Origin of the sequence: Zobellia uliginosa (assembly GCF_900156625.1) — a bacterium.
Lineage (GTDB): Bacteria > Bacteroidota > Bacteroidia > Flavobacteriales > Flavobacteriaceae > Zobellia > Zobellia uliginosa.
The window spans coordinates 11796-27885 of record NZ_FTOB01000002.1 but is presented as its reverse complement, the minus strand read 5'-3'; the positions used below and the strand labels follow the sequence as shown (position 1 = coordinate 27885).

The following is a 16090-nucleotide window of genomic DNA, read 5'->3' as shown; positions in this document are numbered from 1 at the left end:
GTGACAAATATCATATTTATTGAAATTCAAATAGCGAACCTTTGTTGTCAAATGTTATAAACTAGCTATTATGACCCTACGAAGACTTCAAATAGGCATTCTATTTTTACTTATTTTCAGTTGTATTCCATTAACTGCGCAAACACTGGAAGTTGATGCGGATCTAAGGGCCCGATTTGAATATCGCCACGGGTACAACAACCTTTTTCCTACCAATGCCGATCCCGCAGCCTTCGTAAACCAACGTACCCGTCTGAATATTGGTTACTCCGCAGAAAAACTAAAACTGTTCATTGCGGTACAGGATGTGAGCACTTGGGGAGACACCCGACAAATTTTAGCGATAGACGGAAACGATTCTTTCTCTTTATTTCAAGCTTGGGCACAATTACAATTCAACGAAAATTGGTCTACCAAGCTAGGTAGACAAGTAATTTCTTATGACGACCAACGTATTTTTGGCGGTTTGGATTGGGCCATGCAAGGACGTTTTCACGATGCTGCCATCATAAGCTACAAGAAGGATAGTTTTATGCTCGACTTAGGTGGGGCCTTTAGCCAAGAAGCGGCAAGTAACGAAGGAACGGCATACAATATTCAAGGTTTTTTCACTTATAAATCCATGCAGTATGCCTACCTAAAGCAATCTTGGGAGAAAAGTTCCGTGAGCTTTCTTTTTCTTAATACGGGGTTTCAAGATTTTACCGGTGATGCCAATGATATTGCAGACGGCGTTTCCTATAGACAGACTACAGGTGCTTACTTTAAGTTCCCAGTACAAAAAGTACATTTTGCCGGTAGTGCTTATTATCAATTTGGGAAAGCAAACGCAACAACGGATTTAGCAGCGTATCAATTAGCTTTAGAGGCTACTTATACATCTAATAAATTTCTCTATGGATTAGGTGTTGAGCTTTTAAGCGGAACCCATCAAGACGGCGACTCCAAGAACAAATCGTTTTTTCCCCTTTATGGAACCAATCACAAGTTTAATGGATTCATGGATTATTTTTATGTAGGCAACCATGCTAACAATGTCGGACTTAATGATGTGTACGGAAAAATCGTCTTTACCACGGGCGAAAAATCGAACCTATTGCTAAAAGGACATTATTTTAGTGCCAATGCAGACCTTACCGGAGATGCCGATGCTTATTTAGGAACGGAATTAGATTTGGTATATACACAAGCCCTAATGAAGAATGTAAAGCTAAATGTAGGCTATTCCCACATGTTTGCTTCGGATAGTATGACTCTTGTAAAAGGTGGCAGACCAAGTGACAATACAAACAACTGGGGATGGGTTCAACTAAGGATCAATCCAAACCTTTTTAAAACAAATTTGGGTAAAGCATCAAACTAAGAATACAGCTACCTCAACATATAGAGCCCATTTTCCCTATGATCAGAGCAATGTCCTTTCCTACTACGGCTTCGCTACCCGAAAGCCTTAGTATGGAGACTCCCAACCAATACACTCTTTTACCGTGGTCGAGAACGTCATAATAGGGAATTTAGGGGAAGGCCGGGTACCAGCGACCATAGGGCTAGCTGTTTACCTTCCATTGCGAAGATGCATCCTCAAATATCTCCTTTCCAAAGACAGGCACATCGGCCTTAATGGCCTCTACCACATATTCCAACGCCTTAAAGACTTCTTTCCGCCTGGGCGATGACACAAAAACGAATAGACATATCTCTCCCGATTTAACCGCTCCCAAACTATGGTAGATATGCATACAGCTAAGATTGAATTTTTCAAAAGTAGCTTCCCTTATCTCGTGGAATTTTTTGTTCGCCATATCTTCATATGCGGTATACTCTATTGCGGCAACTTTTTTATCGTCTACAACATCGGCCCGTACTTGACCTAGAAAAATGTTATGCGCGCCAATACCGGTTTTAGATTGGTGTTTGGCAATAGATTCCGCTATAAATGCCGAAGAAATAGCGCCTTGTTTAAATACGTTTTTATAAGTAGTGCCCATTTTTTAATCCTATTTTCTTTACTATAAATTTATGATATTACTTTTATTGATTCTACAGGTCCCTTACTACAGAAGTAATCCTGATTCGTTTTTCTTAAATTCCGTCTAGGCTTTCAAACTCTTGGTCAAGAAATTCCCAACACTTTTTATTGATTTGCTCAAAAGCGGCTATTAGATTTTTTCCATAAGGTGTAACAACCGTCCCACCTCCTTTTTGTCCACCAACAGATGTAGTTACCACGGCTTCTTTTGCCGATTTATTCACGGCATCTACTAACGTCCATGCTTTCTTATAAGACATACCGATAGACTTTGCCGCTTTTGACAATGAGCCTTGTGCCGCAATTTCCTTTAGCAAACGCACTCTTCCCTCACCAAGCAAAACATTATCCCCTACTTCGATCCAAATCCTACTTTTTATTTTGTAATCGTTCATGACAAACTGTTATTTGGTGGGCAATAGCAGTGTTTTTACGTTCTGGCCTTTTTTAATTTCCATAGAATTTACAGGTAGGCAAACCAGGGCATTGGCATCTCCAAAAGCCTGCACCATGGCAGAACTTTGTCCTCCCAAAATGCGCACTCCGGCACCTTCTATTCGAGCTTTTAAAAATTGCGCCTGAGTTCCTTTTACCGTGTAATCAGATAACAAGGGCAAAGAAATAGTGGGAAGGTTCATATGCTCCGCCCCTTCATATTTCTTTAAAAGAGGATATACATAGATATAAAAACAACTAAGGGCAGCAGCAGGATTTCCGGGAAGCCCAAATATGGATGTCTCTTCCTTTTTACCGAAAAACAGGGGTTTTCCCGGTTTTTGTTTCACCTTATAAAAAATCTCTTGTACCCCAATGGCCTTAAATGCTTTTCCTACAAAATCGTAATCCCCTACGGATACCCCGCCCGTAACGACAACAACATCGTATTTCCCTAAAGTATCACTTAATACATTTTTGGTGGTATCATAGTCGTCCCTAATAGTCACCACAGAAGTGTTTTTGTAGCCTAGTTCGTTTAGCACAGCCCTCAGCATCGCCCCATTGGATTCGTATATCTCACCATAGGATAAGGGCATACCCGGGGCCACTAATTCGTTTCCTGTAACGACAATGGCGACCGATGGTTTTTTAGAAACCGTAATCTTAGTAAGCCCCAGACTGGCTAAAAATCCGATATGACCCCCTTTGATCGTAGTTCCTTTATGTATGGCAATACCTCCTGCTTTTATTTGTTCCGCTTTGGGCCTGATGTTCATGTTCACCTTCGGGGATCCTTCTACGATAATCTTATTGCCATCTAAGGTTACCCTTTCTTGCATGACTACCGTATTTGCCGAAGTGGGAACAGGTGCTCCCGTAAAAATACGGACAGCCTCGCCTTTACGTAAAGTAGGATCATTGTGATCACCGGCCTGTACTTCCCCCACCACTGTATATGTAAAATCATCGTGCACATGAAGTGCGTAACCATCCATAGCCGATTGCCTGAATGGCGGCATATCTATTCTTGAAACAACATCTTTGGCTACAACATAATCTAGCGCATCTTTCAGGTCTACCTCAAAAAAATCGGTATTGAGCGTGCCATGTTTCAAAACCAATTCCAACGCCGTAGTAGTATCTATCATTATTTCCCTGCCTTCTTAATTTTAATAGATGAAATGATTTTAGATACCAACAAACTTATACAAGCACATCAGTAACAACAAAACCCTTAAAATCTACGTAATCTCCACTATTTGATTCTCTTCGTGAATAACCCTATGTATTACGAGAGTATGAATGACAAATAATCGTTATTTCCATTCAAATATAGCGATTGATTTATGATTCACCCTATGACATTTATCATCTTTTCTAGGAAAATACCCCCCTATTTTTGTTAAATTATAAGACAACTTTGAACGAAAATTCGGAGTTTTCACACTCATATAACCAACACAGTATGCCTATCAAAAGTTATTTAGCACATCCTATTGCAGGGCGGAAAGACGAGTTATTAGCCGCTTTAAAAGGTTTCGATCAATGTGAGGTACTTCCTGCAGAGAATCAAAATATTTTGGCATTGGTAACCGACACCCTAAACGACAAAGAAGACGAAATTCTAAAAGAAAAAATTGAAGCCCTAAGCAGTCTAAAACTACTGGCTTTAGTTTCTGGTTTTAACACCCCTCAATAATTTATATAGCTATGTACGATTCTCTAACCAACAGAAGGAATTTTATAAAGAAAATGGCCATGTTGTCTGCAATTACTGCAGCCGCATCGATGTTCCCCGGCATTGTATTTGCCAGTGAGCAAGAGAAAGGAATTCCCGATAATGCCAACCTGGATTGGAAAAAGGGTCCTTGTCGATTTTGTGGTGTAGGTTGTGGAATTCTTGTAGGGACTGAAAATGGAAAGGCCGTAGCTGTAAAGGGTGACCCCAATTCATCTGTAAACAAGGGATTGTTGTGTGTAAAGGGATACCACCAGATCATGTGTATCCAATCTAAGGACAGACTTAAAACCGCCCTAGTAAAGAAAAACGGCAACTATGTAGAAACCCCATTAAATGAAGCTTTAGACCTTGTTGCTTCAAAAATGAAAGAAAGCATTGCCCAGAACGGTAAGGATTCCGTGGCCATGTATACTTCAGGACAATCTACGATACCGGAAGGCTATATCGCTTCTAAATTCATGAAAGGGGCCATAGGCACCAATAACCTCGATTGTAATGCACGCCTTTGTATGGCAAGTGCCGTAACAGGATTCTTAACCTCTTTTGGAGCGGATGAGCCCATGGGCTGTTATGAAGATATTGATCACGCCGATTACTTTGTTACCTGGGGAAACAATATGGCCGAAATGCACCCGGTGCTATTCTCAAGAATGCTCGAACAGAAAGCGAAGCGCGGTGCTAAAATTATAGATTTCGCTACACGAACTACACGTTCAAGTACGGCTTCCGATAAATCGATCTTATTTGAACCCCAAACCGACTTGGCGGTAGCCAATGCCATTTGTTATGAGATCATTCAAAACGGATGGGTCAATAAATCCTTTGTTGAAAAACATTGTAGCTTTAGCAAAGGCCTTACCCATATTGGCTATGGTCTAGAAGACAATTTTCAGTTTACGGATAAGCCAGAGAAAATAGATTTTGAGGCGTATAAAGAATTCCTCAAGGATTACAGTCCTGAAAAAGTGGCGAAGTATTCCAAGGTTTCCGTAAAGGACATTAAATACCTAGCGGCAATTTATGGGGATCCCAATAAAAAAGTAGTGTCTTATTGGTGTATGGGAATGAACCAACACACCCGAGGAACATGGATAAACAACCTTGTTTACAATATTCATTTACTTACCGGTAAAATATCGCAACCGGGTAACGGTCCTTTTTCATTAACAGGCCAACCTTCTGCTTGTGGTACCGCCCGTGAGGTGGGAACCTTTACCCACAAATTACCGCATGGGGTTGTAATGAATAAGAAAGACAGGGAAATGGCCGCTAAAATCTGGAAGGTTCCCGTGGAGCGTATTCCATCCAAACCTACCTATCATGCCACTGAAATGTTCCGCGCAGTAGACCGCGGAGATATTAATTTTATCTGGGTACAAGCTACCAATCCTCTAGTTTCATTGCCTAAGACCAGTCGTTACCGTCCAGCAATGGAAAAGAAATCTTGTTTCGTCGTAGTTTCAGATGTTTTCCCCACACCTACTACGGATGTAGCCGATGTTATTCTCCCTGCTGCTTGGCATATTGAGAAAGGCGGACTCTATGGTAATTCTGAGCGAAGAACACAGTATTGGCAAAAAATGGTCGAATCCCCCGGAGAGGCAACACCAGATACTTGGATGTTCATTGAAGTAGCAAGACGAATGGGTTTTGAAGACCTCTTCCCTTATAGCAAAGAAAATCACGTAGAAGAAATATACAACGAATACAGACAATTTCACGAAGGCGCAAAACACGGTATGGCACCACTTGAAGTCTTAGAGAAAGAGTCCGGAGCTATCTGGCCTTATGTAAATGGAAAGTCCACCCAATGGCGTTATAATGCCAAATACGACCCTGCTTGTTCCAATGGAGAAGACTTTCATTTCTATGGAAAACCAGATGGCAAAGCGGTTATATGGCAACGTCCTTTTGAAGACGCCCCTGAGAAACCTGATCAAGAATATCCGTTTTGGCTCAACACAGGCCGTGTTGTAGAACATTGGCATACAGGATCCATGACGCGTAGAATTCCCGTTCTACATCAAGCCATGCCCAATGCCTATGCAGAGTTTCATCCAGACGATGCAAAATCTTTAGGGATTAGAAACGGGGAAAACATTAAAATCACCTCTCGCCGGGGTTCTTGTACGCTGCCGGCATCGATCAACGAAAGAGGTTTACCTACAAAAGGGCAAGTATTCGTTCCCTTCTTTGATGAGAACATGCTCATTAACGATGTTACCCTAGACTCTTTCTGCCCTATTTCCAAAGAACCGGATTATAAAAAATGTGCGGTAAAAGTTGAAAGAGCCTAGACTATGAAAAAAAGACTTGGAATCATATCGTTTTTTGTGGTGATCTTTATCGCCTTTATCGTGGTATGGAACTACAGCTATGAACAGGGTTTGGAAGAAGCCTACACACCTGTTATCGAAACGCCTACGGGAAACTTTATTCCATCGGAAAGTGGTGCTTTCAGACGATTTGACGATGCAGGTGCAGGTTTGGATTACCTGAATATGCCCGTAGATGAAAACCACCAACGTACACTAGACACGTATTATGATAACAGGGCCTATCCGGGAGCACCGCCAAGTATTCCCCACCCTGTAGCAAAAGAGCGCAGCTTTGGAGGCAACACGTGTATACAATGTCACCAGAACGGTGGTTTTGTAGAAAAATTCAATGCCTATGCCCCTGTTACCCCGCATCCGGAAATGGTAAACTGTCGTCAATGCCACGTTACCCAAAACACCACTAGCAACTTTAAAGAAAATGGATTTACAAAACCGGAACCACCAAAAGTGGGACTCGGTGCAAATAATGCATTGCTAGGAGGTCCACCAATGATACCGCATCAATTACAAATGAGAGAAAACTGTATTTCGTGTCACGGAGGACCAAGTGCCCCTAAGGAAATTAGGGTTTCGCATCCGGACCGTATTAATTGTAGACAATGTCATTTGCCAAAACATAGTGAGCAACCAACCGTTGATGCGAATACATTTCTAAGACAATTCGATAAACTAAATGAAAAATAGAACGCTAATATATTTCGTAGTTGTACTTCTAGGGATGTCCTTATTCTCTTGTAAAGAGGAAGGGGAATATCATTCGATATCCGATAAGATAGAAGGCGAAAGCAAACCATATCATGGCCCCCTGACTTCTGAAGGATTATTGACCGATACAGAGTTAATAGAAATCACGGAAGGCGAACATACCTTCCTTATTCCAGAACGGAAAGGACAAATAAAATCATATGCCTGTACAGAGTGCCATAGTAAACCGGTCTCGCAGATGATCGGTAAAGATGCGCCAAAAGCGCACTGGGATATTAAACTCGATCACGCCAATAGCGATGCCATGAACTGTGCCACCTGCCATAACGGGGAAGACATGAACCAGCTACATACATTGACAGGAAAAAATATAGATTTCAATTTAAGCTACAAACTATGTGCACAATGCCATTCGAATCAATTTGAAGATTGGAAAGGTGGTGCCCATGGCAAGAAAGTAGCAGGATGGGCTCCTCCACGAGCATCTAACACCTGTGTGAATTGTCATAATCCGCACAGTCCCAGTTTTGAAACTAGATGGCCCGTGCGATTCAATACAAAAACGGCTATAGAACGTAACGAAGGTTTAGGTCATTAAAAATAAAGGTATGAGCGATAATAAAAAATGGTACTCTCTAGACCTAGGTCTAAATAACAGAAAAGAATCTTCGGGTTCTTGTGGTTGCGGTAAATCTAAGGGAAGCTGTAATAGCGGCCAAAAAAAAGAAGAGGAACTAAGCGCCGACGAGTTTTACGAGGCCGCCATTAATGCATCTATTGGCGAAGAACGCCACCGCGATGGCTTTGAGCAGGTTTTTGATGTAAAGATGGACCGAAGGAGTGCCTTTAAAAAACTAACTGCCAGCCTTTTAATCGGTGCTGGCGCGATAACCACCTCATGTAGTGTAACCGCTGGAAGTGATACCAAGGAAAAGGCCCAGATCGATTGGGAGGAACAGTTTAAGGGAAACTATAAACTCATGACCGATGAGGAAAAACAAGCTACTATAAACAGACTGATGCGCTCCTATGAACTGCGGACGAATAAAAACATAAATATGACCGCGGAAAATGCGGCAGAAGATGTGCTCTTCGGCTATGCCTTCAACATATCTAAGTGCCAAGGCTATATGAATTGTGTCAGCGCCTGTGTAGAAGAGAACAACCAAGACCGAAATTCAGAAATGCAATATATCCGCATACACGAGATGAAAGATGGGGAAGGTTTCAAGTTCGACAAAGCGGATGACAACTATTACCACGAGGTGCCGGCAGAAGGTCATTTCTATATGGGAACACAATGTTTTCATTGCGATAACCCTCCCTGTGTGGAAGTTTGCCCCGTGCAGGCAACGTGGAAAGAGGAAGACGGACTTGTAGTCATAGATTACGATTGGTGCGTTGGTTGCCGTTACTGTATGGCCGCCTGCCCTTACGATGGAAGACGCTTTAACTGGAGCAAACCCGAAGTTCCCGAAAACGAAGTAAACAAAAATCAACATTACTTAGGGAACAGAATGCGCAAGAAAGGCGTCATGGAGAAATGTACTTTCTGTGTGCAACGTACGCGAAAAGGAAAAAACCCGGCCTGTGTAGAAGCATGCCCTACCGGAGCTAGAATTTTCGGCAATCTATTAGACCCTAACAGCACCATAAGATGGGTACTTGAAAACAAGAAAGTATTTAGACTAAAAGAAGATCTGGGCACAGAACCCAAGTTTTGGTACTTCATGGACTAAGAACGTCATAAAGGAAAGCATATAAATCACAAGGTCTAGAATACCAGAAATTCTAAACCGGCAGATTTTAAAATAATATACAATGGGAGCATTTAAAGTATTTAGAAGTTTGGTGGTCGATAGTTTAGATACCATAACCAAGGGGTCTAAAAAGTATCATCTTTGGATGGGGTTTCTTACCCTTGTGATGCTAATCGGCATGTATTGTTATTCCATTCAATTAGAGGAAGGGCTTAGCGCTACGGGAATGTCCGATCGCGTTAGCTGGGGACTGTACATTTCGAACTTTACTTTTTTAGTAGGTGTTGCCGCGGCTGCCGTAATGTTGGTAATGCCTACCTATGTTTTAAAGGATATCGATTTTAAACAAGCCGTATTAATCGGCGAAGGACTGGCCGTAGCGGCCTTAATCATGTGTTTAGCCTTTGTAGTCGCCGATATGGGCGGACCATCCGTGTTATGGCATATGATTCCCGGTATCGGGGTTTTCAACTTCCCGAACTCCATGTTGACTTGGGACGTTATTGTATTAAACGGATATCTTTTCATTAATATCAGTATTCCGTTTTACATCCTCTTTAAGCACTATCAGAACAAAGAATCAAAGAAAAGCGTATATGTGCCCGGTGCAATTCTATCCGTATTTTGGGCCGTGGGCATTCACTTGGTAACCGCCTTTTTATATCAAGGTCTGCAGGCACGTCCTTTTTGGAACAATGCGTTGTTAGGGCCTCGTTTCTTGGCATCGGCATTTGCAGCTGGGCCTGCACTTATTATTTTAGTTTTAGCCGTTATACGTTCTTTTACGGCATTCAAGATAGAAGACAAAACGATCAAGAAAATAGCTATGATCGTAACCGTTGCCGCTCAGATCAACTTGATTATGCTGGTCTCTGAACTGTTCAAAGAATTTTATGCCCCTACACACCATAGTGAAAGTGCCTATTACCTCTTCTTTGGCCTACATGGCAAAAATGCACTACTACCATGGATTTGGACCGCTATACCTCTAAACGTTCTTGCCACGGTGATACTGACGTTCAACAAATTTAGAAATAACCTAAAGGTATTATACTTCTGCTGCTTTATGCTATTTGTAGCGATATGGATAGAAAAGGGCTTTGGTTTGATCGTTCCTGGCTTCATTCCCGGGCCTTACGGTAAAATAGTCGAATACCTGCCCACCGGCGTAGAAATTGGCGTAACTATCGGCATTTGGGCAATGGGTGCCTTTATATTTACCATTCTTGCCAAAACTGCCATTGGTATTGAACTGGGCGAATTACGGTATAAGGGCAAAAAAGCTTAGGCCTTACAACGCTTCCCGAAACATACATAAAGGGCTAGGATACCCGTAAAGGGACGATACGGAACTTTAGCACATTGGGGGCAGTCTTGATTCATTTGTAGTGTAATCTACCGTAGCGATTTTGCAAGCGGCGAAGGTATACCGGTGAAGCTTCTATTCCCTTCTGGCCCATCGCGCCAATATGACGTTCGAGTTCGTGGCCAAAAACACGCTTGCTTACCCCCTGCTCTTGAGCTATGCGAATTTGGGTTAATTTCATACCTCTATAGAAGAGGTCGACGATTGTAATATTTCATTTACGATCGATTTAACCGTAAAAACACAAAAACTTCAACTAAAATTAACACCATAGCATTTTTATTGATTTCCCTACTTATAACATTATTTATTGACAAATTGGTTATTAAAATATTACTTTTTTAATACATAACTAATAATTCTTTAATATTCAAAACTAGCTCCTGTTCAAGAATTTTATTTATTTTGGTCAAAATATCGTCTAAATTGGATAAAAATACTCTTGATAAACTGTCGGATAATCGTCTCTTACTTTTGATGAAAGAGGACAACTTATTGGCATTTAACCAAATTTACAATAGATATTGGAAGAGGCTTTTTGTCTACACCTACAATATTTTAAAGGATGAAGGATATGTTGAGGATACCCTTCAAGAAGTCTTTATTACCATTTGGACCAAAAGGGCTGAAATACAGATTCAAAATTTAAAGGCTTATCTTTTTAACGCCGTTAGAAATAAAGCGATCTCCAAAATTCGCAAAGAAAAACTTTCTTTCGTAGAGGAAGCAATTATTAGTAACCTGTCAATTCCCAATAAAATAGAGTTAGCCTTAGAAAGAGAGGATCTAGAAAAAACTATTGAACGGGCATTAAACGATCTTCCTAGACGGTGTAGGGCCATATTTTACATGAGTAGATACGAAGAATATTCTATCACACAGATAGCAAATCATTTCAAAATCTCGCATCGCACGGTAGAGAATCAACTGCACCGAGCACTAAAACATCTTCGAAACATCATACATACCGGTGTTTCTTTGACTTTTTTATTTCTTCACTTTTCCCTCATTATTTATTGCCTCTTGGTCATTATCTGAACATTATCTACTCAAAATTATTTTTTTTGTGTGCGTTGTACATTCTTTTTGCGTCTTGCTGTTGTTAACAGGAGATTATGACCAAAAAAGAATTTTTCGATTTAATAGAAAAATATAACAATAATATATGTTCCAAAGAGGAAGAAGATGTACTATTTCAATATTGTAAGCAAGTACAAGTAGACGATATATCCAAATCTTGGAGTCTCTCGAAAGAAGAAAGGTTAAGAGTCAAGATCTTAAGCAATATCCATTCGGGGGTATCTGACCAAAACAAGCGAAGAAACAAAATTAGGAAAATAAAAAAAGCCTCTCGAATTGCCGCTGTTTTTATAGGATTATTGGTCTCGAGCTATTTCTTCCTTTTCTATTTTTCCAAATCAGAAACCATAGCACTGCCCGAAAATGTTATAACCCTTGAGCTTGAAGATGGAACCATCAAAACGATAAAGGAAAATGATACCCTGTCGGTTTTTAACCAGAACGGCAATTTGATGGGCTATCAAACGGGCAATCAATTAGTTTATGACCAAAAAGAAACGAGTGACAAACTAGCTTATAACACTCTTACCGTTCCCTATGGAAAACGCTTTGAGCTACACCTATCAGATGGCACTAGAGCCCACCTAAACGCAGGTTCTTCGCTTACATACCCCGTGCAATTTTTAGAAGGAAAAGACAGGGAGGTGTTTATTACGGGAGAAGCGTATTTAGACGTTGCAAAAGATAAAAACCATCCATTTATCGTTCATGTAGAAAACTTTAATATACGTGTTCTAGGAACACAGTTCAACGTATTGGCCTATCCTGAGGATGAGACTTCCGAGGTAGTGTTGGTAGAAGGCTCCGTAGGCCTATACGATAGTACCCAGGTTTTTGATACGACCAATAGTACCATGATGACCCCTGGGAATAAAGCAACCTTTAGCAAAGAAAGTGGAAAAATTCAGGTGAAACCCGTAGTTATTGACGTGTACACCGCTTGGCGAAATGGAGAACTGGTATTTAGGGATATGACTTTTGAAAATATCCTTAAAAAATTGGAACGATATTACGGAGTGACCATCATTAATCTTAACAAAAATCTTTCCAACAAAGAGTTCAATGCAAGTTTCGGGGCCGTTCCGATCGAAAAAGTATTGGATGGCCTAAAGGATGTCTACGGTCTTACCTATAAAATTGAGAACAAGAAAATAACTATCGAATAACAAAAAATTATCAATAGCCTATGTAAAAATCCAATCTTCAAATAGAGTTAAAAAGACAATCGAGAAATGCGGCAACATTCCTCGATTGGATTACAATGATTAAAATAAATTTTAACCACAATTTACACTATAAAAGTATGAAAAAACCGCTTATACCAGCAAGAAAATTTATTCCCTTCCCTAAAATCGATTTAAAAATGAAGTTTAGTATGCTCTTTTTGTTTTGTGCAATTTTCGGAGCTCAAGCTAAAACTGTCTACGGACAAGAAGACAAAGTCACTTTAAACCTCAAAAGGGAGACCGTGGAAAGATTTATCGATACCATTGAGAGTACAACTGATTTTAGGTTTGTTTATCAAAAGGAAGATGTGGTTCTCAATCGTTTCATATCCCACAAATTCGAGAACGAAAAAATCACTACCGTCCTTGATGCGGTATTTGGAAAATCCCAGACGGACTATAAAATAATTGAGAATCAAATCTATTTGGTAAAAAAACAGGTTCCAAGGGTTGTCGTAAAGGAAGTTGAACCACAACTGATCCAACATACGATCAGAGGAATTGTAACCGATAAAAATAAAGTTCCTTTATTGGGTGCAAATATTATTGAAAAAGGCACCACAAACGGCACACAAACCGACTTTGACGGAAATTTCACGCTTAACGTCAGTGACGAGAATGCTATTTTAATAGTGTCATACATCGGTTTTTCTACTAAAGAAATTGTACTAAATGGAAGGACGGACATTACCATTGTACTAGAAGAAAATGCAGCCGGACTGGATGAAGTGGTAGTAGTAGGTTATGGTGAGGTTCGCAAGAAGGATGCCACCGGTTCGATTATTTCGATCAAGCCCGATGAACAAAATAGGGGAATTTCAACAAAAACGACAGATTTATTGCTGGGAAAGGTAGCTGGTCTACAAATTACGATGCCCTCTGGCAATCCTGATTCCAGTGGTACGATTCGAATAAGACAAGGCGCTTCCCTTAACGCCTCAAATTCCCCTTTAATAGTGGTCGATGGAGTCGCAGGAGAAAGTTTTAATCAACTTAATAGCGATGATATAGCAAATATAACCGTTCTTAAAGACGCATCATCAACCGCTATTTATGGATCACGGGGAGCCAATGGTGTCATCATTGTAACAACGAAAAGAGGAAAGGCTTCTTATGAGGGGCAAGCAGTTTCCCCATCATTTAATTATCGCGGCGATTTTTCCGTAAATAAGAATGTAAGACATTTAGATGTTTACAATACGGATGAGTTTAGAACCGAGTTTTTAAATCGGTACCCAGACTTGGGATCCTTATTAGGTAATAATGATACAGATTGGCAGGACGAAATTTACAGGACCAGCTATACACAGAGACATACCATTTCTGCCGAAGGAGCTTTGCCCTATACGCCTTACCGCGTTTCACTTGGATATCAAAATGACAATGGGACGATCAAAAACTCAAAAAAAGATTTAGCCACACTGGCAATCAACCTGAACCCATCTTTTTTTAAAGAGCACCTCAAGGCAAATATCACCTTTAAAGAAGCTTATACCCGTATTCCCAAAAGTCAAAGTCCAGTTGAACAGGCTGCTTTTATGGATCCTACCGCCCCTATTTATGCGACATATCCGGATAATATGGGACTAGGTTACTACATGTTCGGGGCCGATAAAAATGGAACATTACCTACAAATGCCACAAACCCGGTAGCCGATGTAGACTTGGCCAGGGGGTATTCTGAAAATTACCGAACGGCAACAAATTTTAAGCTAGACTATAAGGTTCATGGGTTCGAAAACTTAACCCTTACCGCAAACTTCGGTCTCACGGCCAACGATTATTACAATACCGGTAAGGTATTGGACAATTCCCCCCAAACGTGGGATTCCTATGGAGGAACAGGGACCGGGGTAAACTACTGGAACGATTCGTATTCCCGAATTTTCATCCAAGAGTACTATGCTAATTATAAGCAAATATTAGGAAAGCGGCATGCTATTGATTTTACATTGGGGCACACTGGCGAAAAATATTATAGCCGATGGGAAAACTCTCCTATTTTGCTCAATAATACGGACGAAGAATACGAAATAGGGGCCTCAGGAGCATCCGAACGCGCCTTGTCCTCTTATTTTGGTCGCTTCAATTACGGTTTTGACAGTAAGTACCTGTTTACTTTTACCCTACGCGCCGATGCATCATCAAGATTTGCCCCCGAAAACCGTTGGGGATACTTTCCCTCGGGAGCCCTTGCCTGGAAACTTAATGAAGAAGCCTTCTTAAAAAATTCAGAGGTTATTTCAGACCTTAAGCTCCGTTTAAGTTACGGACAGACAGGGCAACAGAATATTGATAATGATTATGCCTATCAAACAACCTATAGATCTTCCCTTGAAGATTCAAGATATAGGTTTGGAGATACATTTTATACCACATATCGCCCTAATGCATACGACCGCTCCATTCAATGGGAAGTGACCTCTAGTTACAATCTAGGTCTCGACTGGGGCGTTAATAACAGCCGCCTTTACGGCGCTATCGAATTGTACAAAAGGTTAACGGACCATTTGTTGATGAAAGATGTCAGGGTTCCCGCCGGAAGTAATTTCTCAGATACAATAGATCAGAATATCGGGGAGATGGAAAGCAACGGTATTGAGGTTTCCCTAGGAAGCATTCTTGTAAATACAGCTGATTTTACCTGGTCTTTAAATGCCAATTTCGCTTATAATAATTCTGAAATAAGAAAATTGACGGTATATGACGGAGACCCTGAAAGTACCTTTATAAAAACCGGGAGCATAGGTTCTAGCCGTTATGCCCAAATTCATAAAATAGGCAATACGCCCTATACCTTTTTCTTAGCAAAACAAGTTTATGACGAGGATACCGGAAAACCATTGGACGGCGTTTTTCATAACCCGGTTTATGACCCGAACCTTCCTGATTCAGAACCCTATGTCTATGACGATACTAACGATGCCAACAAATTTGACACGGGAAAAAGCTCTTTGGTTCCCTATTATGGAGGATTGTCTACTAGTGTAAAATATAAAAATTGGGATTTTGGACTTAATGGTCACTTTGCCTTTGGGCAATATGTTTTTTGGGAAACGGCGTCGCGCGGTTCAGATGAATCCCTATATGATACCTACGGATTAAATCCTAAAAATTCCTTGGTCAACACCCCAGAATGGTCTCAAGAGCACCGTTTTTCGGATCATTGGTTACATAAAGGCGACTACTTCAAATTAGACAATATCACGGCAGGGTATACCTTTACCGAATTAACAAAGAATATTGAATCTCTACGTTTATCCACAGGTGTTCAAAACGTATTCATGATTACATCATACCCTGGTATCGACCCAGAGGTCTATAGCGGTATTGATGGATCAAGTTATCCGAGACCGCAAATATTTATGTTTTCCGCCAACCTGAAGTTCTAACACAAAAGTATAAA

General features: G+C 40.7%; 13 protein-coding genes. 10 read left to right on the top strand and 3 right to left on the bottom strand.

Annotation, left to right across the window (positions count from 1 at the left end; translation table 11 throughout):
• The first annotated feature begins 70 nt into the window (after positions 1–70).
• Positions 71–1363: an alginate export family protein gene (locus BW980_RS04845; RefSeq protein ID WP_076453834.1), complete on the top strand. Its 1293-nt coding sequence runs from the start codon at positions 71–73 to the stop codon at positions 1361–1363.
• A 184-nt stretch (positions 1364–1547) separates the two neighbouring features.
• Here BW980_RS04845 and BW980_RS04840 read toward each other — a convergent pair whose 3' ends face one another.
• The 3 genes from BW980_RS04840 to BW980_RS04830 form a co-directional block, all read right to left on the bottom strand.
• Positions 1548–1988 (bottom strand): molybdenum cofactor biosynthesis protein MoaE, encoded by a 441-nt coding sequence (locus BW980_RS04840; RefSeq protein WP_076453833.1) that lies wholly within the window; start codon positions 1986–1988, stop codon positions 1548–1550.
• A gap of 94 nt (positions 1989–2082) precedes the next feature.
• Positions 2083–2424, bottom strand: a complete 342-nt coding sequence (locus tag BW980_RS04835) for a winged helix-turn-helix domain-containing protein (RefSeq protein ID WP_076453832.1) — start codon at positions 2422–2424, stop codon at positions 2083–2085.
• Between the two features lie 9 nt (positions 2425–2433).
• The gene (locus BW980_RS04830) at positions 2434–3615 is read right to left on the bottom strand and encodes a molybdopterin molybdotransferase MoeA (protein WP_076453831.1); all 1182 of its coding nucleotides are present in this window, start codon (positions 3613–3615) and stop codon (positions 2434–2436) included.
• Between the two features lie 317 nt (positions 3616–3932).
• Here BW980_RS04830 and BW980_RS04825 point away from each other — a divergent pair, with 317 nt between their 5' ends.
• The 9 genes from BW980_RS04825 (at position 3933) to BW980_RS04785 (ending at position 16076) form a co-directional block, all read left to right on the top strand.
• Positions 3933–4166, top strand: coding sequence for a hypothetical protein (locus BW980_RS04825; RefSeq protein WP_076454664.1), 234 nt, complete (start codon positions 3933–3935; stop codon positions 4164–4166).
• A gap of 11 nt (positions 4167–4177) precedes the next feature.
• Entirely contained in the window at positions 4178–6505 is a 2328-nt protein-coding gene (locus BW980_RS04820) for a molybdopterin-dependent oxidoreductase (RefSeq protein ID WP_076453830.1), read from the top strand.
• Positions 6506–6508: 3 nt separating this feature from the next.
• The gene (locus BW980_RS04815; RefSeq protein WP_076453829.1) at positions 6509–7231 is read left to right on the top strand and encodes a cytochrome C; all 723 of its coding nucleotides are present in this window, start codon (positions 6509–6511) and stop codon (positions 7229–7231) included.
• On the top strand, positions 7221–7850 hold the full coding sequence (locus BW980_RS04810; RefSeq protein WP_076453828.1) for a cytochrome c3 family protein: 630 nt from the start codon (positions 7221–7223) through the stop codon (positions 7848–7850). Before BW980_RS04815 ends, BW980_RS04810 begins: the two co-directional genes overlap by 11 nt.
• Before the next feature lie 10 nt (positions 7851–7860).
• Positions 7861–8991 carry a 4Fe-4S dicluster domain-containing protein gene (locus BW980_RS04805; RefSeq protein WP_076453827.1) on the top strand — a complete coding sequence of 377 codons (1131 nt, stop codon included), beginning with the start codon at positions 7861–7863 and terminating at the stop codon, positions 8989–8991.
• A gap of 82 nt (positions 8992–9073) precedes the next feature.
• On the top strand, positions 9074–10300 hold the full coding sequence (gene dsrP / locus BW980_RS04800; RefSeq protein WP_076453826.1) for a sulfate reduction electron transfer complex DsrMKJOP subunit DsrP: 1227 nt from the start codon (positions 9074–9076) through the stop codon (positions 10298–10300).
• A gap of 504 nt (positions 10301–10804) precedes the next feature.
• Entirely contained in the window at positions 10805–11416 is a 612-nt protein-coding gene (locus tag BW980_RS04795) for an RNA polymerase sigma factor (protein ID WP_139327600.1), read from the top strand.
• A gap of 77 nt (positions 11417–11493) precedes the next feature.
• Positions 11494–12624, top strand: coding sequence for a FecR family protein (locus BW980_RS04790; RefSeq protein WP_076453824.1), 1131 nt, complete (start codon positions 11494–11496; stop codon positions 12622–12624).
• A 137-nt stretch (positions 12625–12761) separates the two neighbouring features.
• On the top strand, positions 12762–16076 hold the full coding sequence (locus BW980_RS04785; RefSeq protein ID WP_175609848.1) for a SusC/RagA family TonB-linked outer membrane protein: 3315 nt from the start codon (positions 12762–12764) through the stop codon (positions 16074–16076).
• Positions 16077–16090: the final 14 nt, after the last annotated feature.

Bases quoted from the DNA above. Each gene is read 5' to 3' on its own strand.
- BW980_RS04845 (WP_076453834.1), top strand. From the start codon at position 71: ATGACCCTACGAAGACTTCAAATAGGCATTCTATTTTTACTTATTTTC.
- BW980_RS04840 (WP_076453833.1), bottom strand. From the start codon at position 1,988: ATGGGCACTACTTATAAAAACGTATTTAAACAAGGCGCTATTTCTTCG.
- BW980_RS04835 (WP_076453832.1), bottom strand. From the start codon at position 2,424: ATGAACGATTACAAAATAAAAAGTAGGATTTGGATCGAAGTAGGGGAT.
- BW980_RS04830 (WP_076453831.1), bottom strand. From the start codon at position 3,615: ATGATAGATACTACTACGGCGTTGGAATTGGTTTTGAAACATGGCACG.
- BW980_RS04825 (WP_076454664.1), top strand. From the start codon at position 3,933: ATGCCTATCAAAAGTTATTTAGCACATCCTATTGCAGGGCGGAAAGAC.
- BW980_RS04820 (WP_076453830.1), top strand. From the start codon at position 4,178: ATGTACGATTCTCTAACCAACAGAAGGAATTTTATAAAGAAAATGGCC.
- BW980_RS04815 (WP_076453829.1), top strand. From the start codon at position 6,509: ATGAAAAAAAGACTTGGAATCATATCGTTTTTTGTGGTGATCTTTATC.
- BW980_RS04810 (WP_076453828.1), top strand. From the start codon at position 7,221: ATGAAAAATAGAACGCTAATATATTTCGTAGTTGTACTTCTAGGGATG.
- BW980_RS04805 (WP_076453827.1), top strand. From the start codon at position 7,861: ATGAGCGATAATAAAAAATGGTACTCTCTAGACCTAGGTCTAAATAAC.
- dsrP (WP_076453826.1), top strand. From the start codon at position 9,074: ATGGGAGCATTTAAAGTATTTAGAAGTTTGGTGGTCGATAGTTTAGAT.
- BW980_RS04790 (WP_076453824.1), top strand. From the start codon at position 11,494: ATGACCAAAAAAGAATTTTTCGATTTAATAGAAAAATATAACAATAAT.
- BW980_RS04785 (WP_175609848.1), top strand. From the start codon at position 12,762: ATGAAAAAACCGCTTATACCAGCAAGAAAATTTATTCCCTTCCCTAAA.